The organism is Dyella acidisoli (assembly GCF_030160295.1).
Taxonomy (GTDB): Bacteria; Pseudomonadota; Gammaproteobacteria; order Xanthomonadales; family Rhodanobacteraceae; genus Dyella_B; species Dyella_B acidisoli.
On sequence record NZ_BSOB01000004.1, the window covers coordinates 127,890 to 148,353 of the forward strand.

Consider the following 20,464-nt stretch of genomic DNA (forward strand, 5'->3'; position numbering starts at 1 on the left):
ATCAAAGCTCTTCGATCGTGGTGTTGTGATTCGTGTAAATGCAGATGTCACCGGCGATCTTCAATGCGCGCTCGACGATGGCACGCGCATCCAGGTCGGTGTTCTCCATCAGCGCGAGTGCAGCCGATTGCGCATAGGGGCCACCGGAGCCGATCGCAATCAGCCCGTGCTCGGGTTCCAGCACATCGCCGTTGCCGGAGATCAGCAACGATGCTTCCTTGTCCGCTACGGCCAACATCGCTTCGAGCCGGCCGAGGCGGCGATCGGTGCGCCATTCCTTGGCCATCTCGACGGCGCCTCGGGTAAGGTTGCCGCCGTGCTTGTCCAGCTTCTGTTCGAACAATTCGAACAAGGTGAATGCATCGGCGGTAGCGCCGGCGAATCCGGCCAGTACATCGCCCTTGCCCAGGCGGCGGATCTTGCGCGCATTGGCCTTCATCACCGTGTTGCCCAGCGTGACCTGGCCGTCGCCGCCGATCACGACGCGGCCGTTACGGCGCACCGATACGATGGTGGTGGCGTGGAAGGATTCCATGTAGCTCTCCGAATAAAGCCAAGACCGCTGAGATAGGGTCGCCCTGAGGAAATCCAAGCTGCTTGGAGCGTAACCGCCGGTCAGGGCTGATCAGTGTCGCTGCCAGAGCAACACCGCACCGGCGGCGGTTATACCCCAAACACACAACGCTACCAGCAGGGCCGGCAGCAGACGTAGCCGATCGACCAGCCAATACAGACTTGCCAAGTACGCCAGATAAGGCACCACCGCCCACATGCCGAACACGATAGTGGCCTTCAGATCGGCGATGCCGCGTTCGCTTCCTACAATGTAATGCGCCATCAGCGCGAACGTCGGAAACAGCGGCAGCAAACCGGCAACGTAGTAGTTGCGCGTGCGCGCGAGCAACCCGATCAGCAGCACCATCAACGCACCGATCAGAGCTTTTAAAAGTAGATTCATGTCGTCGGTAGGATCTCGACTATTTTCTGCGCGCGCGTGGATGCGCGGCGTCGTACACCTTGGCCAGGTGCTGGAAATCCAAATGCGTATAGATCTGCGTGGTAGCGATGTCGGCGTGACCGAGCAGCTCCTGCACTGCGCGCAGATCACCGGACGATTCCAGCATGTGACTGGCAAACGTATGGCGCAGCAAATGCGGATGCACGTGCTTGGCGAAACCTTGGCGCAGGGCGAGCAGTTTCAGGCGTGCCTGTACTGTGCGTGGGCTGATTGGCGCACCATTGCGTCCGCGGAATATCGGCGATTCCGGTGCACGACCTTCCGCATCACCCAGCGTGCGCAGCGCGGCGATCGCATGACGGCCCACCGGAACGATGCGTGTTTTCTGTCCCTTGCCCAGCACGCGCACTTCGCCCGCATTGAGATCCAGATCCAACCAGCGCAAGCCGGTCAATTCGGAAAGACGCAAGCCGGAGGAATAGAACAGTTCCAGCATGGCGCGGTCACGCACGCTCAGCGCGTCATCGTTGCCGTCACCTTCCACCAGCGCGGTGGCTTCATCGACATCCAACACCTGTGGCAGTTTGCGATGCACCTTCGGCCCACGTACGCCGGCCACAGGATCGTGCGAAAGCATGCCTTCGCGCGTGAGCTGACGGAACAAGCTGCGGCAAGAGGAAAGTAGCCGCTGCAGACTCTTCGGCGACAAGCCCGCGCGATGTTCGGCAGCGATGAAGCTGCGCATGTGATGCGGCTTCAACTGCTCAACCGAAGCCATCTGCTGCTTCTGCATGTAGCGCAGCAGCTTATCCAGATCGCGGCGATAGCCTTCTATCGTGTGCGGCGATGCCTTGCGTTCGCTACCCAGTCGCGCGAGCCATGTATCAACCTGGGATTGCGCGTCCATCGCTACGTTCAAACGCCGTCCCGCATGCGCGCCAGCGCGGCAGTGACGGTGGCTGCGATCATCTTCAGGAATACCGTGCCCATGCCGGGCTGGAAGTGGTCCGCGTCCTGGCTGCCCAGCGCCAGCAACCCCAGTTCACCCAGCGGCATCAATGCGGCGGATTTGATGTTCGTTGCCTGTCCACCGAACAACCGCTGCAAGCGATCGGCAGAAAGCCGTCCGGAAACCGGCTCGTGATGGGCGAGGAAATCCGCAAATTCCGGCATGGCAGCGCGGCCGCCTGGTTCGTGCACGAGCCAATCCGCCGGCGGGAGCATCGTCTTGCCGAACACCACCAGGCGGGTCTGGTCGGTACCGAAATCTTCCGACAGACGAGCCACCACGCTGCGTGCAGCCACTTCCGGCGTGTTGGCGCGCAGCACGGCGACGTTGAGCTCATGCACGCGCTGCATCAGCCGCTCGTTCTCGGCGGCGATGGTGGTGAGTTCGGCCAGCTTGCGTTCCAGCTCGGTGTTCTTATCGCGCAAGGCCTGCAATTGATAGGCCGCGAGCGATGCCACGGCACCCTGCTCGCGCGGCAACGTCAGCAGCGTGGCCAGTTCCGGGTAATCGTTGAGGAAAGCCGGATGCTGACGCAGATACGCCGCTACATCGCTAGCTTTGATAGTGTCGTGAAGCAGGGCGTTGGTGGTCATGCGCGGAGCCTCTCTTAACCCTGGGGTGCAGTGTGCGATGGACGCGCGCGCGCATCAATCACCCAACCACTCTCCCTCATAAACGAAGGTCGCAGGTCCGGTCATCCACAGTCGTTCGCCGGGACCGACCCAATCAATCTGCAGCGTGCCGCCGGGAAGATCCACCCGCACCTGCGCATCCACTTCACCGCGACGCCGCAGCACCGCCATCGCCGCGCAGGCGCCAGTGCCGCAGGCCAGCGTCCATCCGGAACCGCGCTCATGCACCCGTAGGCGTACGTGCTGCGGGCTCAGTTTCTGTACGAATCCGGTATTCACGCCTTCCGGAAACCGAGTGTGCGCGGTCAAGGCCGGGCCGAGACGCGCCAACGCCGGGGCCAGCAGATCGTCCACCACGACCACCGCATGTGGATTGCCCATGGACACTGCACCGATGTCCAGTGTTTGACCATCCACTTCGATCGAATAGCGATCCGCCATCTGAGTGGCGTTGAAAGGAATGCGTGCCGGTTCGAACACCGGCACGCCCATGTCCACAGTGACGCGGTTCGCGTCGACCACGCGCACCGCCACCGGTCCGGAAGGGCTCTGCACTTGCGCCGTCTCGCCGATCGCCAACACACCGGCCCGCTGCAGCCAGGCGGCGACGCAACGCACGCCATTGCCGCATTGACCCGAAGGCGAGCCATCGGCATTCCAGATGCCGTAATAGAAAGCGCTAGCACCGTCGCGCGCCGGTTCCACACTCAGCAATTGATCGAAGCCGATGCCGGTATGGCGATCGGCCATCGCGCGGATGCTGGCCGGGTTCAGCGCAAGCGCGCCGCTGCGGCTGTCGATCACGGCAAAGTCGTTGCCGCTGCCGTGCATCTTGGAAAAACGCAGAGCCATGTTCGATCGTGCTATCCGTTTCCGTCCAGCGGCTTGGTCTGAACGCTGCTGGCGCTCGCGGGTGCTTGCGCGGTGCTCGCCTTGGCCGGTGCCGGAGCAGGCGCGGGATGAGCCGCGGGCGCCGGATTCGGCGGCGGATAGTACAGCGGGCCTTTGTTGCCGCAGCCGGCGATCGCAGCGAAGGCGAGGCAGGTCGGCAGCAGCAGAATCGATCGGCGCATGGGAAGGGAATCCTCGGAAAACGCCCGCAGTATAGCCAAGGCGGCCCGTCTATCATGTGCGCCTTGCAGAACATCTTGAGTACCCGATGAACTGGAATGAAGTGCTGCGCCTGCCCACCACTCTGCTCGTCATCTTGACGGGCGTGGTCTTGCTGCTTGCTTTGGTCCAACTGCTGGCAGCACGTCAGCACGTGCGCCAGCGCCGGCACATCGCCGCGGCCGGACATTCGTTGTTGCTAGTGGTGTTCCTGCTGCTGGCAGCGTTTCTTGGCGGCATCGCCATGTCGTTGCGCGGCTACCGTTTTCTCGGCGAAGAGGCGCCGGTAGCACAGATCGATGCCCGCATTCTGTCGCCGCAGCGGTGGGCGCTCACCGTGACATGGCCAGATGGCGCCACGCGCAAGATGATGCTGGCCGGCGATGACTTCCAGGTCGACGCCATCGTGCTGAAGTGGAAGCTGCCGGCGATGCTTGCAGGCCTGCCGCCGCTGTATCGGCTCGACCGCATTTCCGGGCGTTATGACGACGCCAGCCAGGAGACCACTTCGCCACGCACCGTGATCGACTTCAGCCAGGCCGGCGCGGACGATCTGTTCGACTTGAAGAAGCAGATGCCGCGCTGGTTCCCCGAAGTGGACACGGTGTTTGGCAGCGCGGCCTTCCTGCCGTTGGTCGACGGTGGGCGCTACAGCGTGAGCCTGATGCGCACCGGTGCGCTGGTGGCGCGGCCGGATGACGCAACAGCCCAGCGCATGGGTCAGCCTTTCGGCGGCTGAGGGTCGGAAGATTCTGCCGCAAGAACTTCCCCGTGGCCGCTGTCATGAAGCGCTGCTAGATTCCGCTCACCGTCCAACTGCTTCGCAGACACAACAAAGGGGAAAAGCATGAAGCGTCTTACGTTGATCGCCATGACCGCCGGTCTTGTTCTTGCTGCTACCGCTACGGTCGCCCAACAGCCGGTGCGCGACGTCAGTGCTCGGCGCCATCCGAATCTGGCTGCCGCGCAGCGGCTGGTCGACCAAGCCTACAAGCGCGTGACCGATGCGCAGCAAGCCAATGAGTTCGATCTCGGCGGCCACGCCGCCAAGGCCAAAGAGCTGTTGGATCGGGCCAACGCCGAGCTCAAGCAGGCGGCAGAAGTTTCCAACGAAGACCACCACCACTGATTGCCACGATCTCGAGAAGGCCTCCCCAAGCGGGAGGCCTTTTTTATGCAAGCGCTTTTTCGTAGACGAAAGCGTCCGTACCGTCTTCGTAGAAACCTTCTTTCACCGCACCGACCCGGTGATAACCCAGCCGCTCGTATAGGCGGACCGCGCTGTCGTTATCCGTGCGCACTTCCAGTCGCAGCGCTTCGCAGCGCCGCTGGCGCGCAGCCGTTTCGGCGGCTTCGATCAGCGCCGTGCCTACGCCCTTGCCACGTGCTTCCGGCAGGCTGGCGATCGAGTAAAGCCGAGCCACGCGGCTGCCCTTGCGGAAGAACACCATCGCTGTACCCAGGAAGCGCCGATGATTCGCGCTGGCCACCAGCACGCGCGCGGTATCGCTGTCGAGATGGCGGCGAAATTGCGCACGGCTGATCTGGTCACTGTCGAACGTGGCCTGTTCCAGTGCGACCAGATCGTCGAGATCGGAAAGTTCGGCGCGGCGCACCCGCACGGCGGCGGTGGCTGGCGATGGGGTCATCAGCGGCTCTTCTCGTGAAAGCAATGCACCTGCGACAGGCGCGGTGGGACTGAAGGGTTCTTTGCCCGGGTCGGTTCGAGCAAGCGGGGCACTCTAGTGCACACGGCGTTGGAAATCATCCCGCCGAAGTCATCCTTCGCGCGTGCAGGCCAGCCGGCGCATTTAGGCCTGCTTCATCGGGCACTCTTGTGTGTCCCGCCGAGGTGAAAGACACTGCCGCCTTGCGCTGCGCCGCCTCGTTTCCCCACGCGACGACGTCCCTCCTGCTGGTCTGTTTGAGGTGTCATGACCCGACTCGTCATCGTCGTCGAGAAAGCTTCCGACTGGAGCTCTTACTACCCCTCCGTCGACGTCGTCACTGCCATGGACTACCTGCGCGAGCCGGTGGGCGGTGATGAGGAACGCACTCACGTAATCAACCTATGCCGCAGCTACAAATACCTCGGCACGGGCTACTACGTATCGCTGCTGGCCGAAGCCCGCGGGCACCGTGTGATGCCGTCCGTGCGCACGGTGAACGATCTGCGCCGACGCTCGCTCTATGGCATCGCTATCGACGACCTCAACGCCAAGCTCACGCACTTTTTGCCAGCGGGTGGGCGCGACACAACGGACTTCGGCATCCTCGTCTACTTCGGCGAGACCGCCTACCCTGCGTTGCAGGATATGGCGCGGCAGGTATTCGAAATGTTCCCTTGCCCGCTGCTGCGCATCGAGTTTGAGCGTGAGCGCGTCTGGCAGATTGCCTCGGTCAAGCCGGTCGGCCTGCACACGCTGGACGATGCGCAGGAAGACGCCTTCGCGGCCGAGCTCGATCGCTTCTCCAAGAAGCTGTGGCGCAAGCCTCGCGCAAGGCGTCTGTATCGCTATGACCTGGCCATGTTGGTCGACCCGAATGAAGCGATGCCGCCGTCGAACAAGAAAGCGCTGAAGTCATTCATTGCCGCCGGCAAGGAGCTTGGCATCGAAGTCGATCCGATCGGCAAGAACGACTACCAGCGCCTGGCCGAATACGATGGGTTATTCATTCGCGAAACCACGGCCAGCGACAACCACACTTACAGCTTTGCGCATCGCGCCGAACGCGAAGGCATGGTGGTGATCGACGATCCCAGTTCGATCCTGCGCTGCACGAACAAGATCTTCCTCAACGATTTGATGGTCGCGCGCAAGCTCGCGGTGCCGCGCACGGAAATTCTCTACCGCGACGACGCCAAGGGTTTAAAAGAAGTCGCTGAAAAGCTCGGATTTCCAGTGGTGCTGAAAATCCCCGACGGCTCGTTCTCGCGCGGCGTCGTCAAGGTGGAAAGCGAAGATCATCTGGAAAAAGCGGCGAGCGAACTGTTCCAGCACAGTGCCCTGCTGCTGGCGCAGGAATTCGTCTATACCGATTTCGACTGGCGCATCGGCGTGCTCAATCGCGAGCCGCTCTATGCATGCAAGTACTACATGTCGCGCGGCCATTGGCAGATCTACAACCATGGCGCAAAAGGCACCGACAAATCGGGTGGTTTTGAAACGATCCCAGTTCGCGATGCACCCGCCGAGGTTGTAAAGCTGGCGCTCAAAGCCACCAGCGCCGTGGGTGATGGTCTCTACGGCGTGGACCTGAAACAGATGGGTGACAAGGTCGTAGTGATCGAAGTGAACGACAATCCGTCCATCGATGCCGGCGTGGAAGATCGATATCTGGGCGAAGATCTTTATCGACGCATCATGCAAGAGTTGCTGCGCCGCATGGAACGCAAACGCATGGGCATCGTCGTATAGAGTTATCTGGTTCGTGTCGAACCTCGGTTGATCCTTTTTTTGCTCGTCATCCCTGCGAAAGTCGGGGTGACGGTACGGCGTAGTTGACGTTCGACGCCAATAAGATAGGGCTATTCCGGTCACCCATCCGTGGGCGAACCGGAATCGCAGGCGCACTCCTTTGCGCTGACTGTCGGCCGCGACCACTCCCTGCCAGCCGGTAGTCATCCCTGGATGCGGCACTCCGGCCGCAACGGCTCCACTGCCAAGCGGAATTCGATCAATTCCAGATCAATTGAGAGGTGTTGCGGCGGCGTGGTCTGCGCATGCTCAACAACAGTCGCGGAAGCTTGGGCTCCAATGTCAGCGCAACGGCAAGCGGCGCGACAAACAACCAGAAAAATGGCGTCCAACCCAGCAACACGGTATATGCGGGAACGAGTGTCGTGACCAGCAGCACGCTGCCGCCGAACAACCACAGAAGGGCTGCGGCTAAGAGACGCGGATGCCGATTGGGATCGATGGACTTGCTAAGCATGACGAACTCCGGAGCTGCACGATGAATACAGCTTGCTCGGCGTTCGTCTCATAGGTTGCGATGCCTTTTACCGAGCGCGAAACCAGTCGGTGGGGAGCTTGCGCATGGCTGACATACCACCCGTTCTTGAGCATCGCGGGATGTGTCATGCGTCAAAAAAGGTCCGCCTTCACATTTAGTTGTCTTGACCGGCGTATGACTTTCGACCTACTTTGAAACCGGCAACACCCTTTGGGGAGGGTATGCCAGCGTGTCGGGGAGGCACGCTCTCATTTCGTTTCTTCTTTTTATCTCTGCGAGATTGGGGAGGGGTAACTCATGCCTATACATATACATACACCGTCGTTTCGACGACATGCCCTGTGGCTGTCGATGCTGTCCGCACTGCTTTCCGTTTCCGCGCTTCACGCTCAAGACACCAGCACTACGCAAGACGACAAGAACGTCAAACAACTGCAGCAGGTCGTCGTAACCGGTACGCGTGCCACCAGCCGCACGGTGGATGAATCACTCGCTCCCATCGACGTATTGACACCCAAAGATCTGGCGGCGACCGGTGCCGGAGACTTGGCGACCGCACTCAATCGTCTTTTGCCATCGCTGGATTTTCCCAAACCTGCCATCAACGACGGCAACGATGCGCTACGACCGGCCACACTGCGTGGACTTTCGCCGGATGACGTGTTGGTGCTGGTCAACGGCAAGCGCTACCACACCTCGGCCCTGGTCAATTACAACGAAAGCGTGGGTCGCGGTTCGGCGCCTGTGGATCTCAACTCCATCCCCATTGCTGCGATCGATCACATCGAAGTGCTGCGTGATGGCGCTTCTGCGCAATACGGCTCCGACGCCATCGCCGGCGTGATCAACATCATCCTCAAAGGCGCGCCGGGTCCGGGCAAAAACAGCATTGATATTTACGGCGGCGTGATGGACGTCGGCGACGGCGAAAACAACGGCGTGGAAGGTTCGGTAGCCATTCCGTTGGGTGGTGTGGAAGGGAAGGCGCCAGGCTGGGCGCGTTTCTCCTGGAATTACCAGAGCGTGATGAATACCAATCGCGCCGAGAACACTGATCCCACTTTCAACTATCCGCCACGCGACTTCATCAACAATCCGTACCCGCCACCGACGCCCTACCAGCGCTATGGCGAACCCGCGGAAAAAGTTCTTCAGGGTGTGCTCAATCTTGATTACAAACTTGGCGGCACGGTCGATCTATACGGCAACCTGATCATGGGCAAGCGCGACGTAACCTCCAACGGTTACTGGCGCATGTGGAACAATCCGGATCGCAACGTGACTGCGGTGTATCCCGATGGTTTCCTGCCGCACATCGTCAATCCCACGCGCGATTATCAAGGCACGCTGGGCCTCAAAGGCCAAGCCTTCGATTGGAACTGGGATCTGTCGGGCACCTATGGTGAGAACGACCTGATCTTCGACGTCACCAACTCCATCAACACCAATCTCTATCATTCCACCGGTTCTTCGCCGACAACCTTTTACGCCGGCCGCTATGCCACCAAGCTTGCTGTCGTGGATTTCGATGCGTCGCGCGAATTCACCCTGGGCTTTCTCAAGAATCCGCTAACCGTCGCGTGGGGTGTGGAATACAAGAAAGACGAATACGACGTGGGCGCGGGCGAACCGGCGTCGTGGTATTTCAATCCCAATGCGCTCGATCCCAGCGGCAATGTCTATCCGGGCGGCTCGCAGGTATGGCCGGGCATCACACCCAGTCTCGCCGGCAATTTCAGTCGTCATAACTACGCCGCCTATTTCGATCTCGAAAATGACATCACCGACAAGTTCTCCGCGGGCGTAGCCGGACGTTATGAGAACTACTCCGGCGGTGTCGGGTCAGTGGTATCCGGCAAGCTTTCCGGGCGCTATCAATTCACCGACAACTTTGCCTTGCGCGCCACCGCCTCCAACGGTTTCCGCGCACCGTCGATGGCGCAGGTGAACTACAGCTCCACTGTCACCCTGGTATCGAACGGACAACTCGTGCAGGTCGGTACGTTGCGGCCGAACGATCCACTGGCCATTGCCTATGGCGCTAAGCCACTGACGCCGGAGAAGTCCTCGAATTACTCGGTCGGTTTCGTGTTCACGCCACTGGATCGGCTCAATGCGACGCTGGATGTCTATCAAATTCGCATCTGGCACCAGATTCTGTACAGCGATCCGCTGACCAACACTAACCCGAACTTCCCGCAGATCGCGCAGCTGCAGTTCTTTGTCAACGGCGGCAACACGCGCACCCGTGGTGCGGACTTGGTCGTGAACTACACCCAGGACATGGGTGACTTCGGACGCCTCAACAGCGGCGTCAGCGCCAACTACAACCAGGTGCACATCGAAGAGATCAGCAACCCTGCCTTGCTGGGCCCCTACAACCAAGGCCTGCTAACCAAGGGTACGCCACGCACCAAATACGTGCTGTACACCGACTGGGTGCATGGCGGTCTGGACGTGCACGCTGACTTTACTCGCTACGGCTCGGTCACTGACGTCTCCGATCCCGCCATCGGCCTGGTTGGTCAAACGTTCTCTGCACGTTGGCTATTGAATCTGTCTGCCAACTACAGCTTGCAGAACTGGATCTTTGCAGCCGGCGTCGACAACGTCACCAACCAGTACCCGACCAAGGTGGCTCTGTCGAACAACGGTGGCTATGAAGATCGCGCGAACGGCTTGCAGTATTCAGCACTCTCGCCGTTCGGCTTCGATGGCCGCTACTGGTATGGCAAGGTGACTTACCGCTGGTAAGCAAACACAACATCCAGTGATACAAAACCCTCCCCTGCTCGCAGGGGAGGGTTGGGGGTTTCTAGGTTGGGGTTTGCACCCCAACCGACGCAGATTTTGGGTACATCGAAAAATTGGGACGACGCCAAAGCGCTTACAATGGAGCACCACGCAGGAGCACCGCATGTCCCAGCCTTTGCAATTCGCCGTCTTCGGTCATCCGATCGCGCACAGCCTTTCGCCGCAGATCCATCAGGCTTTTGCACGGCAGTTCGGCATTACGCTCGAATACCGTGCGATCGATGCCGCACCGGACGCCTTTGCCGGGGCAGTGAAGCATTTCTTCAACGAAGACCATGCACGCGGCGCGAATGTCACGCTGCCGCACAAATCCGCCGCCTTCGCGCTGGCTGATGAACGCACACAAGCCGCTACACGCGCCGGCACCGCCAACGTGCTCACCCGTCTCGCAGATGGACGTCTATCCGCCCATAACACTGATGGCCATGCATTGGTGCGTGACCTTACCGAGCGGCACGATCTGGATCTGCGTGGTCACGATGCGTTGCTGCTCGGTGCCGGTGGCGCCTCGCGCGCGGTGGCCTGGTCGCTGTTCGAAGCGGGCGTGCAGACGCTCACCATCGTCAACCGTTCGCCCGAGGCAGCCGACACCCTGGCCGACGCCATCGGCGAACCCGCGCGCGTGCACACGCGCTATTGGGAAGACCTCGCCAATATCGGCAGCTTCGATTTGATCGTCAACGCCACCTCAGCCGGTACGCTGGGTCAATCGCTGACGTTGCCGATGTCGTTAGCCGGGTCGCGCGCCGCCTGTTACGACCTCGCTTACGGCAAATCCGCGTTCGCCTTTCTCGCTTGGGCACGCGCAGCCGGTGCGCGCTACGCCTACGACGGTCTCGGCATGCTGGTGGAACAGGCGGCCGATGCGTTTGAACTGTGGCATGGCCAACGGCCAGGTACCGAACCCGTCTATCAATCGTTGCGTGCGCAAGGTTCGTGAGGATGAGCATGCAGTGCCGCGTGGGCTGCGGAGCGTGCTGCATCGCACCGTCGATCACGTCGCCCATTCCCGGCATGCCACACGGCAAGCCCGCCGGCGTGCGCTGTGTGCAACTTACTGATGACAATCACTGCGCGATCTTCGGTGATCCGCTTCGTCCTGTGGTGTGTGCAAGTCTCAAACCGGAACCAGTGATGTGCGGTGCGAGTCGTGAGCACGCGCTTACATGGCTCAAGGCCTTGGAACGAATGACCGCGGCTTGACCCTGATCAGGCGCGCCATATGGGCCCTCCAACCAATGATGCCTAGGATTGAATATAGCTGTTCCGCATAGCTATATTAAACGCTGTCTATCATATGGACCTGTTGTGGTTCCATATTCAACGCAGGAAAGCACATGAGCGCCCAGGATGCTTCGGTTCGCGCCGGTCGTTATATACGTCAGCCCACGGGGTATCGGGCGTTTATACCTGCACCGTTGCCTCCGGAACCGCCGTTGGCCTTGAATGGCGAACTGCAGGGGCTTTTATCTCAGGCTGATCGTGCATTAGGGCGCCTGGATGGCTCGGTGCTGACGCTGCCTAATCCAGACCTATTCGTCTTTATGTATGTGCGCAAAGAGGCAGTGCTGTCCAGTCAGATCGAGGGTACGCAGAGTTCATTGCAGGATCTTTTGGCGGCCGAGGCTGATCTCTTTGATGAGACCATGCCGCGTGATGTGGACGAAGTTGTCAACTACGTGCGCGCGATGGACGTCGGGTTGAGCCGGTTGACGGAATTACCGGTGTCGGTGCGCTTGATCCGGGAAATCCACGCTGAACTCATGAAGGGTGTACGTGGTGGCCACTTACAGCCGGGGGAATTGCGCCGTAGTCAGAACTGGATTGGACCCGCAGGTTGCACGCTGGCAACGGCCAGGTTTGTGCCGCCACCTTATGAGGAAGTTCCGCGGGCATTGGGTGAATGGGAAAGCTTCTTGCATGAAGACACCACCTTGCCACCGTTGGTGAAGATCGCGCTGGCGCACGTGCAGTTTGAAACCATACATCCTTTTCTCGATGGCAACGGTCGCGTAGGGCGCTTGCTCATCACCTTCTTGCTGACAGAATGCGGCGTGTTGCACAAACCGGTGCTCTATCTCTCCCATTTTTTTCATCAGCATCGACAAGCCTATTACGAGCATTTGCAGGATGTGCGAGATCGCGGGCAGTGGGAAAGATGGTTGGCTTTTTTTCTACGTGGAGTGATCGAAGTGGCGGCGGAAGCTGCGGACACTGCGCGACGTATCCAATTGCTGCGAGAGCAGCATCGATTTGCCATTACTGAAAAGCTTGGGCGTGCTGCCGGCAATGGGCATCGTGTGCTGGAGAGCTTGTTCGATCGTCCCATTGTTACAGTGGCGGACGTCAAAGCACTGACCGGTACGACCTTCGCTGCGGCCAACAATTTGGTTACCCGACTGGCGGAGCTTGGCATTCTGTCGGAGATGACGGGTTACGCGCGTAATCGCCGATTTCGCTTCGAGCCCTACGTTCGTCTGTTTACCGATGACATCGTCAGCGAGGATGCTGCGTAAAGCGAAATTAGCTCCCCTAAATTTGACCTTTCTAAAAGCAAGGTCATGCTAATTTGGGAGGACAGGGGGCATCACTGTGGGGAGAGTTGCACCATGTTGTTGCCGATGGGGTGTATCAGTCGCTGCCTGGCGGTAGCTGGGTTTTCGATGGTGTTGGGTGGTGTCGCGCAGGCGGCGCCGGATAGCAGTCCAATTGGCTCGGCCAACGTCACCGTGGCCGATCCCACCGTGCCGCGTCCACCGGGCCAGCCGTGCGTGGTGCAGCTTTACACCGATGACACGTTCAATGATTTCAGCACGCGGCCTTATAGCTACACGCCGCCCACAGGATGCGGCACGCGCTGGTCGAAGGTCGTACTGGAAGCCGATTTTTCCGTTACGGCTGGCGTGCAGTTCGACCGCACGGCTTCGATCTGGCTGGGCGGCGTGAATCTCTACTTCGGCACTACACAAGAACCGGGATCCAGCTTGGCGCCGAACTGGCATGTCGAGCGCGACTTGACCGATTACAGCGCCCTGTTCCGCAATGCGGGTCAAGGCCAGGCGGTTCTCTACAATCTGGTCGACAGCACCTACACGGGCGTGATTCACGGCAGCGCTCGCCTGCTGTTCTATCCGGCTTCCATCGTGGCGCCCGCGGCGCGAACACCGGATGCGATCTACCCGCTGGGCAGCGATCCGGTCGGCAACACCGTCACCTTGAACAACTCAAGCAGCCAGATGGCGGCCACGCTGAGCTTGCCGACCAACGTCGAGCACGCTTACTTGGATGTGTTCACGCAAAGCCAGAGCAACGACGAGTTCTGGTACACCTGCGTGCCTGATCAGTACGCTGCGGAAGTGCAGGAATGCGGTGGCGGCAATTTCCGCGAAGCCGAAGTCAGCATCGACGGAACGCCGGCTGGCGTAGCGCCGGTGTATCCGTGGATCTACACGGGTGGCATCGACCTGTTCATCTGGAAGCCGACACCCGGCGTGCAGACGTTGAACTTCATGCCTTATCGCGTGGACCTGACGCCGTTCGCTGGTCTTCTCAGCAATGGTTCGCCGCACACCGTGGCGGTGAATGTGCAGGGCGCGAACAGCTACTTCTCTGCCACTGCTGCGTTGCTGGTCTACCAGGATCCCCATAAGAAGCAGGTAACCGGCGCCGTGGTGAGCAATACGCTCGCCAACCAGCCGCCCACACCGACCATCGGCAGCACCGTGACGCAGGATTCGTCCGGCAACGTCACCGGTGCCATCACCACCGACCTGAGCCGTCACTTCGTGATCCAAGGCTACGCGGATACCTCGCATGGCCGCGTGATCACCACGGTGGATCAGACCGTGGCCTTTGCCGACACGCAGACCTTCAACATCACCGCCACCGACTACCACCAGATCAGCGATCAGCTCACGACGGTGCAAGGCGTGAGCCGCAGCCAGACTGGCAGGTTCGTGCGCGATGAGTTCAAGGCAAGCTTTAACTATCCGCTGCACGTGGATTACAACCAGACCGCCGAGTCGAATGGGGACTACTCCATCCTCACCGCCATCTCGCAGGGGTACGACCAGCACAACGGTTTGAGCTTAGGCGGCTTTCCACTGTATTCGGCCGACGTGCATAACCAAGTGACAGGTTCCGACACGTTGGTGCTGGACAGCGGTTTCCACATCGTTAGCCACAGCGGCCAGCAAGCCACGCAAAACTTTGCGTTCAGCGATTCGCTGGGCGGCTGCTACAGCGGCAGCGTGAGTTCAGCGAACAACGTGGTGACGGCCTATAGCACCGGCCAAAGCTGCCCCGGCGGCAACAACCGCGTGTTCTGGTTTACGCATCCGGATGGTTCGCCCTATCAAGGCAGCGGCTTGCTTCCTTGGTAAGACGCAGGTGAACGCGGTGCCCCTTCAGATGGTCTGAAGGGGCACCGGCATGCTAGTTTTGCCGGCATGTGAATTGAGCACCATGGAGTTCTTAGCGATGCGTACCCGTTTGCTTGCCCTATCCATTCTTGGCGTAGCTGTTGCCCTGGCTGGTTGCCACCACGGCACGCGTCCTGATGGTTCGTCAGTGGACAAGAAGGGTGTCACCGACATGGCTTCGTTCGAGAGCTTCATCGGCACGCATCCGACGGCCGAAGAATTCAAGAAGATGTATCCCGGCGTGCAGTTGATGCTGCCCGGCATGATCAGCACGATGGAGATGCGCTACGACAACTCGCGCTTCTTCCCGCAGATGGATAACGGTGGCCACATCGTCGGCGGCGATTTCCACTGACGCGACGAGAATCGCTCGCAGCTCGTACCCAAACTGTCATTTTAGACAGTCCAAGTCATTTTGCTGACATGTTGCGCCGTTAGCCTGCTCCGCACAGGGCGCCGTCCTCGCAAGTGGACGGCTGTTTTTCCAGGATCAGTACGCGAGCCAGCATGTCGTCACCCAATTCACCCGATGCGAACCGTCGCGGTTTGCTTTTTGTCGTGCTCGCCGTCGCCGTACTGGCGATCGTCGGCGGTGGATTCTGGTACGCGCATGGATCGCTGCGCAGCAAGTCGGCCGAAGGGCATACGGCGAACGATGGCAGCGAAGTCGGCGTGATGATGGATCTGGCCGACAAGGCCTATCAGGAAAAACGCCTGGTAGCGCCGGTGGGCAGCAATGTCTACGAGTTTTATTTCAGCGTACTGCAGCTTGACCCGAACAACGCCACTGCGCAGCGCCGTTTACGCGATGCCTTCAAGCCGGCTTGTGACGTGATTGAAAGCACGCTCAACGGTGGCGATCTGGATGAAGCGCAGCGCGAGCTTTCCCTGCTGCGCCAATACGATGCGCACAACTATAAGCTTGCCTTGCTCGGCAGCGTGCTCGATGCGCAGCGCATCATCGAACGACGCAAGCATGAGGCCGAAGCGGCGCTTATCCAGGCCCAGCAGTCAGGCGGGAACTAGATCGTAGGTGGGTCTTGGGGCTTGCCCCCAACCTGCTCAACCGGCGAGATAGGCGTCTTTCAAACGCACATAGTGATCCGCCGAGTAATGCAGTTGCTCGATTTGCTTGTCCGTCAGCAATCGCACGCATTGCGCCGGGTTGCCCAGCCATAGCTCGCGTTCGCCGACCACCTTGCCCGGCGCCACCAGGCTGCCGGCGCCGACGAAGCCGTATTTCTTGATCACGGCGCCGTCGAGCACGGTGGCATGCATGCCGATCAAGCAATAGTCCTCGATGGTGCAAGCGTGGATGACCGCCGCATGGCCGACAGTGACACCCTCGCCGATCAAGGTAGGAAATCCGCCGGGTGAATAGGGACCGTCGTGCGTCACGTGCACGATGGTGCCGTCCTGGATATTGCTGCGCGCACCGACACGAATGTAGTGCACGTCACCGCGCAACACCGCGCCGGGCCAGATGGAAACATCATCGCCCAGCACTACGTCGCCGATGACGGTAGCCGCCGGGTCGACATAGGCGCGGGCGCCGAGAGTGGGCAGGATGCCCTTGAAGGGACGCAAAGCATTCATCCCGCTATTTTAGCCTTCGAGCGGAAGATGTGCCGTATCGTTCGAAGACCGCGGTGCGCGTTCCAGCGCTTCCAGCACGCGCATCGTCTCTTCATAGCCCGAATCCACCGCCAGCTGCCAGTCGCGCCAGTCGAGCATGCCCACGTGTTCCAGTGGTGGGGTGATCAGCACGTCGGCTCGTGCGCGGCAGTGTTCGCTGGTCTCCTCGCTATTGACCATGGCGGCGCGAGTCAGCGTGGAAACCAGGCGTGGCCATCCGGTGCCGCGCCGCTGGCGGATCCACAGTCGCCACCAAGGCGGCGTGGCAAATTCCTCGGTTTGCGCCTTCAGTTCGATGTCGGCGCGAATGCTCACCGCGGTGATATGCGCGATACCGTCATCCGCCATCACGTCAGCCGGCAGGTTGTCCACCAAGGCGCCATCGACGTACACCTGACCGTGATGCAACACCGGCGGAAGGATGCCGGGAATGGAACTGCTCGCGCGCAGCCACAACCACAGTGGACCGTGGCGATGCACGACCTTGCCCTGTCCTGAAAGATTGGTGGAGACACAGAAGAACGGCAGCTCCAGGTCCTCGATGTCGATGGCCCCAAATGCACGCCGCAGCATGATCGCCGCACGGCGCCCGCGCGTGAGCGCCACCAGCGGCACGGTCCAGTCCGATAGCGGTTTGCCGCGCACGAAGGCTTCGTAATACACGCGCGTCATGTCTTCGATGCTCCAGCGGTTGGCGACGCCGGCGCCAATGATCGCGCCGATGCTGGTGCCGCCGATCGCGTCGAAATGATGGCCGGTTTCGTGCAACGCGCGCAGCGCTCCCAAGTGAGCAAGACCGCGCGCACCACCGCCGGCCAGCACCAGTCCGCGCGCGTGGCCGCTGATCAGGCGCGCAATGCGTGGAATATCACTTTCGCCGCAAATATGGTGATGCTCCAGCTCGCCGCTGAACTGCGCGCGCCACCGCCGCGCCGCGCCCGGCAGCACGCGGTGCGCGGGATGGATCAGCAGCAAGTGACGCGGGCGATGGCGCACGCGCGCCGGATGTCCCGGTGCCGCTTCCGGCCATGGCCTTGCCGGTTGTGCCGCCAGCGCAGGCAGCAACAGCACATCAGCCTGGCGCAGGCAGCGCAGGCGCCAGGATGCATCGCCCGTGCTGTCGAGATAGATCACGAACCGCGCCTGCGCCTCGCGCTCGGCAAACCAGTCACTGCCGCGGTTCGCGCCGTGCTCGGCGTCGATCACCACGCAGCTGCCATAGGCTTCCAGCGATTGCGCCAACTGCATCGCCAAGCCGCGCACCGGCACGCCTTGGTCAACCGGAAGAATGGCGAAAGTGCGCGGCTTGTCCGGCGGTTCCACATGGCGTTCACGACGAATCAGCCGATCGACGGCCTGCCGCGCCATGCCCAGCATGGCGCGGGGATGGTGCTCGATCAGCTGCTCGAAATGGTTGCGATCCAGCCTCAGCAGCTCGCAATCGCGCAAAGCGCGCACGTTGTAGCGCAGCGCCTCACCACTGAGCAGGCTGACTTCGCCCAGGCAATCGTCCGCGGAAACCTGCCGTATCAGCGTAGTCGGTCCGTCGAACACGCCCAGGCTGCCGCTGCGCAGCAAGTACAGTGCGTCTGCGGTTTCGCCGGCTTTGAGCAGGTACTGCCCGCCTTGAAGGCAGATCCAACGCAGATGGTCAGCCAGCGCTGCCCGCTGCGCATCGGTCAGATGCGCAAACAACGGGATACGACTGATCAGGGCGGAAACGTCGGCAGGCAGCATGCGCGCGATGGTACGACGAGCGCGATGTCGCCCGTCACCATGCTCTGCTTGATTTCGACACACGGCGCCAGCACGCTTCAGGACCTGAAGGAGTAAACCTCATGAGCCAAGACAACCCCCTGCTGGCCGACACCACGCTGCCCACCTTTACTCAGATCAAGCCCGAGCACGTGCTGCCGGCCGTTGATAACCTGCTGGAGGAAGGCCGCGCTGCTATCGCTGCGCTGACTACGCCCGGCGCGCTGCGCGATTTCAATGCGGTGATGCTGCCGCAGGAACGCCTGGAGCAGCGCATTTCCCATGCATGGTCACCCGTTTCCCATCTGCACTCGGTGGCCGATAGCGAAGCGCTGCGCGAGGTCTATGGCCCGGCCGAGGAAAAGCTCACGGATTACTCCATCGAAGTAGGCCAAAACCGTGATCTTTACGCCGCCGTGCAGGCTGTGGCCGACGCGCCGGATTTTGCCAAGCTGTCTCGCGCACAGCGCGCACTGGTCGAGCATGCGCTGCGCGACTTCAAACTTTCCGGCGTGGCGCTCGAAGAACCCGCGCGCTCGCGTTTCCGCGACATCGGCGTGGAATTGAGCAAGCTTTCCACGGAGTTTTCCAACGCCGTGCTGGATGCCACGGACGCCTGGCAAGAACACATCACCGACGAGCGTGATCTGGCGGGTATTCCCGACTCTGGCCGCGCCGTGCTGCGGCAGTACGCGAAAGAAAAGGGTTTGGACGGCTATCTGGTCACGCTCAAGCAACCCAGCGTGCAAGCCGTCATGACCTATGCCGACCAGCGCGGCTTGCGCGAACGCGTGTACTGGGCCTATCAGACACGCGCGTCCGATCAAGGTCCGCATGGTGGCAAGTACGACAACACCGGGCGCATCGAAAAGATCATGGCCTTGCGGCACGAGGCGGCTCAACTGCTTGGTTTTGCCAGCGCAGCGGAGGAATCGCTTGCCACCAAGATGGCCGGCACGCCGGACGAAGTGCTGAGCTTCCTGCGCGATCTTGCCGCGCGTGCCAAGCCCGTAGCGCAGAAAGAACTGGTCACCTTGCGCGACTTCGCCGCCAATGAACTCAAACTCGACAACCTCGAAGCCTGGGATGTCGCCTACGCTGCAGAAAAACTGCGGCAAAAGCAGTACGCGCTGGATGAAGAACAGCTCAAGCCGTATTTCCCGCTGCCCGCTGTGATCGACGGTTTGTTCGGTCTGGTGCATAAGCTCTACGGCATCACACTGAAACCGCGCGATGGCATCGACGTATGGCATCCCGACGTGCGCTACTACGATGTGGTCGATGCCAACGGCCATATCTTCGCCGGTGCCTACATCGATCTGTACGCACGCAGTGGCAAGCGCGGCGGTGCGTGGATGGATGTATGCCGCGCACGTTTCGACGACGGCACGCACATGCAGCTACCGGTGGCGTTTCTCACCTGCAACTTTGCTCCGCCCACGGAAGGCTGTCCGGCGTTGCTTACGCACGACGACGTGCTCACCCTGTTCCACGAATTCGGGCACGGATTCCACCATCTGCTGACGGAAGTGCCCTTGCCTTCCGTGGGTGGCATCGAGGGCGTGGAATGGGATGCTGTGGAATTGCCTAGCCAGTTCATGGAGAACTTCGGCTGGAATCGCGAAGCGCTGGACCTGTTCGCCAAGCATTGGGAAACCGGCGAACGCCTACCCGACGAACTGTTTGAACGCATGCTGGCGGCACGGCATTTCCATACCGGCCTGTTCCTGGTGCGCCAGCTCGAATTCGCCTTGTTCGACTTCCTGCTGCATCTGGAATATGACCAGGCCAAAGGTGCCCGCACGCTCGAAGTGCTGGAGCAAGCCCGTCATGAGGTAGCTGTGCTGCATCCGCCGGCCTGGCAACGCTTCCCGCACGCGTTCACACATATTTTTGCGGGCGGCTACGCCGCCGGCTACTACAGCTACCTGTGGGCGGAACTGCTGAGCGCGGATGCCTTCGGTGCCTTCGAAGAACGCACGCATGCTGGCCAAAGCGCGATCGACGCTGCCACCGGTGACCGCTTCCGTCGCGAAATCCTGGCTGTGGGCGCAAGCCGGCCTGCGCTGGAAAGCTTCATCGCCTTTCGCGGCCGCAAGCCGGAGCCGGAGGCGCTGCTGCGCAGCCACGGGCTGGCGTGATTCCGCGCTTTTCTCCCCTCTCCCTTCGGGGC

21 protein-coding genes are annotated in these 20,464 nt (G+C 60.9%); 11 read left to right on the forward strand and 10 right to left on the reverse strand.

The annotated features are described in order from the left end of the window. Position 1: 1 nt before the first annotated feature. From hslV to lptM, 6 genes are all read right to left on the reverse strand, one after another. A complete protein-coding gene (gene hslV, locus QQJ86_RS01500; RefSeq protein WP_284319125.1) occupies positions 2–535 on the reverse strand; it encodes an ATP-dependent protease subunit HslV in 534 nt (177 codons plus the stop codon). A 90-nt stretch (positions 536–625) separates the two neighbouring features. Continuing rightward, entirely contained in the window at positions 626–958 is a 333-nt protein-coding gene (locus QQJ86_RS01505) for a GlpM family protein (protein WP_284319126.1), read from the reverse strand. Positions 959–977: 19 nt separating this feature from the next. Next, positions 978–1,865 carry a tyrosine recombinase XerC gene (gene xerC / locus QQJ86_RS01510; protein WP_284319127.1) on the reverse strand — a complete coding sequence of 296 codons (888 nt, stop codon included), beginning with the start codon at positions 1,863–1,865 and terminating at the stop codon, positions 978–980. 8 nt (positions 1,866–1,873) lie between these two features. Further along, positions 1,874–2,560, reverse strand: coding sequence for a DUF484 family protein (locus QQJ86_RS01515; RefSeq protein WP_284319128.1), 687 nt, complete (start codon positions 2,558–2,560; stop codon positions 1,874–1,876). Positions 2,561–2,614: 54 nt separating this feature from the next. Continuing rightward, positions 2,615–3,451 carry a diaminopimelate epimerase gene (gene dapF, locus QQJ86_RS01520; protein WP_284319129.1) on the reverse strand — a complete coding sequence of 279 codons (837 nt, stop codon included), beginning with the start codon at positions 3,449–3,451 and terminating at the stop codon, positions 2,615–2,617. An 11-nt stretch (positions 3,452–3,462) separates the two neighbouring features. Continuing rightward, entirely contained in the window at positions 3,463–3,672 is a 210-nt protein-coding gene (gene lptM / locus QQJ86_RS01525; RefSeq protein WP_284319130.1) for an LPS translocon maturation chaperone LptM, read from the reverse strand. A gap of 86 nt (positions 3,673–3,758) precedes the next feature. Here lptM and QQJ86_RS01530 point away from each other — a divergent pair, with 86 nt between their 5' ends. After that, positions 3,759–4,448 (forward strand): hypothetical protein, encoded by a 690-nt coding sequence (locus QQJ86_RS01530; protein WP_284319131.1) that lies wholly within the window; start codon positions 3,759–3,761, stop codon positions 4,446–4,448. A gap of 108 nt (positions 4,449–4,556) precedes the next feature. Continuing rightward, positions 4,557–4,838 carry a hypothetical protein gene (locus QQJ86_RS01535; RefSeq protein WP_284319132.1) on the forward strand — a complete coding sequence of 94 codons (282 nt, stop codon included), beginning with the start codon at positions 4,557–4,559 and terminating at the stop codon, positions 4,836–4,838. 43 nt (positions 4,839–4,881) lie between these two features. Here QQJ86_RS01535 and QQJ86_RS01540 read toward each other — a convergent pair whose 3' ends face one another. After that, positions 4,882–5,358 carry a GNAT family N-acetyltransferase gene (locus tag QQJ86_RS01540; RefSeq protein WP_284319133.1) on the reverse strand — a complete coding sequence of 159 codons (477 nt, stop codon included), beginning with the start codon at positions 5,356–5,358 and terminating at the stop codon, positions 4,882–4,884. Positions 5,359–5,643: 285 nt separating this feature from the next. On the opposite strand from QQJ86_RS01540, the gene QQJ86_RS01545 reads away from it, so the two are divergent. Then, positions 5,644–7,128, forward strand: coding sequence for a RimK family protein (locus tag QQJ86_RS01545; protein ID WP_284319134.1), 1,485 nt, complete (start codon positions 5,644–5,646; stop codon positions 7,126–7,128). 259 nt (positions 7,129–7,387) lie between these two features. Here QQJ86_RS01545 and QQJ86_RS01550 read toward each other — a convergent pair whose 3' ends face one another. Continuing rightward, on the reverse strand, positions 7,388–7,645 hold the full coding sequence (locus QQJ86_RS01550) for a hypothetical protein (protein WP_284319135.1): 258 nt from the start codon (positions 7,643–7,645) through the stop codon (positions 7,388–7,390). Between the two features lie 318 nt (positions 7,646–7,963). Between QQJ86_RS01550 and QQJ86_RS01555 the strand changes: the two genes are divergently transcribed. From QQJ86_RS01555 to QQJ86_RS01585, 7 genes are all read left to right on the forward strand, one after another. Further along, positions 7,964–10,420, forward strand: coding sequence for a TonB-dependent receptor plug domain-containing protein (locus QQJ86_RS01555; RefSeq protein ID WP_284319136.1), 2,457 nt, complete (start codon positions 7,964–7,966; stop codon positions 10,418–10,420). A gap of 163 nt (positions 10,421–10,583) precedes the next feature. Continuing rightward, on the forward strand, positions 10,584–11,420 hold the full coding sequence (gene aroE / locus QQJ86_RS01560) for a shikimate dehydrogenase (RefSeq protein WP_284319137.1): 837 nt from the start codon (positions 10,584–10,586) through the stop codon (positions 11,418–11,420). 2 nt (positions 11,421–11,422) lie between these two features. Beyond that, on the forward strand, positions 11,423–11,683 hold the full coding sequence (locus tag QQJ86_RS01565) for a YkgJ family cysteine cluster protein (RefSeq protein ID WP_284319138.1): 261 nt from the start codon (positions 11,423–11,425) through the stop codon (positions 11,681–11,683). Positions 11,684–11,817: 134 nt separating this feature from the next. Beyond that, positions 11,818–12,996: a Fic family protein gene (locus QQJ86_RS01570; protein ID WP_284319139.1), complete on the forward strand. Its 1,179-nt coding sequence runs from the start codon at positions 11,818–11,820 to the stop codon at positions 12,994–12,996. Positions 12,997–13,089: 93 nt separating this feature from the next. Then, positions 13,090–14,862 (forward strand): peptide-N4-asparagine amidase, encoded by a 1,773-nt coding sequence (locus tag QQJ86_RS01575; RefSeq protein ID WP_284319140.1) that lies wholly within the window; start codon positions 13,090–13,092, stop codon positions 14,860–14,862. 97 nt (positions 14,863–14,959) lie between these two features. Further along, positions 14,960–15,256, forward strand: coding sequence for a hypothetical protein (locus tag QQJ86_RS01580; RefSeq protein ID WP_284319141.1), 297 nt, complete (start codon positions 14,960–14,962; stop codon positions 15,254–15,256). A gap of 152 nt (positions 15,257–15,408) precedes the next feature. Then, positions 15,409–15,927: a hypothetical protein gene (locus QQJ86_RS01585; RefSeq protein ID WP_284319142.1), complete on the forward strand. Its 519-nt coding sequence runs from the start codon at positions 15,409–15,411 to the stop codon at positions 15,925–15,927. Between the two features lie 36 nt (positions 15,928–15,963). On the opposite strand, the gene QQJ86_RS01590 is transcribed toward QQJ86_RS01585, so the two are convergent. Next, complete coding sequence (locus QQJ86_RS01590; protein ID WP_284319143.1) at positions 15,964–16,497, reverse strand: gamma carbonic anhydrase family protein; 534 nt, start codon at positions 16,495–16,497, stop codon at positions 15,964–15,966. 9 nt (positions 16,498–16,506) lie between these two features. After that, positions 16,507–18,273 (reverse strand): patatin-like phospholipase family protein, encoded by a 1,767-nt coding sequence (locus QQJ86_RS01595; protein ID WP_284319144.1) that lies wholly within the window; start codon positions 18,271–18,273, stop codon positions 16,507–16,509. Between the two features lie 101 nt (positions 18,274–18,374). On the opposite strand from QQJ86_RS01595, the gene QQJ86_RS01600 reads away from it, so the two are divergent. Continuing rightward, positions 18,375–20,432 carry a M3 family metallopeptidase gene (locus tag QQJ86_RS01600; RefSeq protein WP_284319145.1) on the forward strand — a complete coding sequence of 686 codons (2,058 nt, stop codon included), beginning with the start codon at positions 18,375–18,377 and terminating at the stop codon, positions 20,430–20,432. Positions 20,433–20,464: the final 32 nt, after the last annotated feature.

Coding starts and splice junctions, on each gene's coding strand:
- QQJ86_RS01570 (WP_284319139.1), top strand. CDS start 11,818: ATGAGCGCCCAGGATGCTTCGGTTCGCGCCGGTCGTTATATACGTCAG.
- QQJ86_RS01585 (WP_284319142.1), top strand. CDS start 15,409: ATGTCGTCACCCAATTCACCCGATGCGAACCGTCGCGGTTTGCTTTTT.
- QQJ86_RS01600 (WP_284319145.1), top strand. CDS start 18,375: ATGAGCCAAGACAACCCCCTGCTGGCCGACACCACGCTGCCCACCTTT.
- QQJ86_RS01565 (WP_284319138.1), top strand. CDS start 11,423: ATGAGCATGCAGTGCCGCGTGGGCTGCGGAGCGTGCTGCATCGCACCG.
- QQJ86_RS01595 (WP_284319144.1), bottom strand. CDS start 18,273: ATGCTGCCTGCCGACGTTTCCGCCCTGATCAGTCGTATCCCGTTGTTT.
- QQJ86_RS01555 (WP_284319136.1), top strand. CDS start 7,964: ATGCCTATACATATACATACACCGTCGTTTCGACGACATGCCCTGTGG.
- QQJ86_RS01550 (WP_284319135.1), bottom strand. CDS start 7,645: ATGCTTAGCAAGTCCATCGATCCCAATCGGCATCCGCGTCTCTTAGCC.
- QQJ86_RS01575 (WP_284319140.1), top strand. CDS start 13,090: ATGTTGTTGCCGATGGGGTGTATCAGTCGCTGCCTGGCGGTAGCTGGG.
- aroE (WP_284319137.1), top strand. CDS start 10,584: ATGTCCCAGCCTTTGCAATTCGCCGTCTTCGGTCATCCGATCGCGCAC.
- xerC (WP_284319127.1), bottom strand. CDS start 1,865: ATGGACGCGCAATCCCAGGTTGATACATGGCTCGCGCGACTGGGTAGC.
- QQJ86_RS01530 (WP_284319131.1), top strand. CDS start 3,759: ATGAACTGGAATGAAGTGCTGCGCCTGCCCACCACTCTGCTCGTCATC.
- QQJ86_RS01590 (WP_284319143.1), bottom strand. CDS start 16,497: ATGAATGCTTTGCGTCCCTTCAAGGGCATCCTGCCCACTCTCGGCGCC.
- hslV (WP_284319125.1), bottom strand. CDS start 535: ATGGAATCCTTCCACGCCACCACCATCGTATCGGTGCGCCGTAACGGC.
- lptM (WP_284319130.1), bottom strand. CDS start 3,672: ATGCGCCGATCGATTCTGCTGCTGCCGACCTGCCTCGCCTTCGCTGCG.
- QQJ86_RS01540 (WP_284319133.1), bottom strand. CDS start 5,358: ATGACCCCATCGCCAGCCACCGCCGCCGTGCGGGTGCGCCGCGCCGAA.
- dapF (WP_284319129.1), bottom strand. CDS start 3,451: ATGGCTCTGCGTTTTTCCAAGATGCACGGCAGCGGCAACGACTTTGCC.
- QQJ86_RS01505 (WP_284319126.1), bottom strand. CDS start 958: ATGAATCTACTTTTAAAAGCTCTGATCGGTGCGTTGATGGTGCTGCTG.
- QQJ86_RS01515 (WP_284319128.1), bottom strand. CDS start 2,560: ATGACCACCAACGCCCTGCTTCACGACACTATCAAAGCTAGCGATGTA.
- QQJ86_RS01545 (WP_284319134.1), top strand. CDS start 5,644: ATGACCCGACTCGTCATCGTCGTCGAGAAAGCTTCCGACTGGAGCTCT.
- QQJ86_RS01535 (WP_284319132.1), top strand. CDS start 4,557: ATGAAGCGTCTTACGTTGATCGCCATGACCGCCGGTCTTGTTCTTGCT.
- QQJ86_RS01580 (WP_284319141.1), top strand. CDS start 14,960: ATGCGTACCCGTTTGCTTGCCCTATCCATTCTTGGCGTAGCTGTTGCC.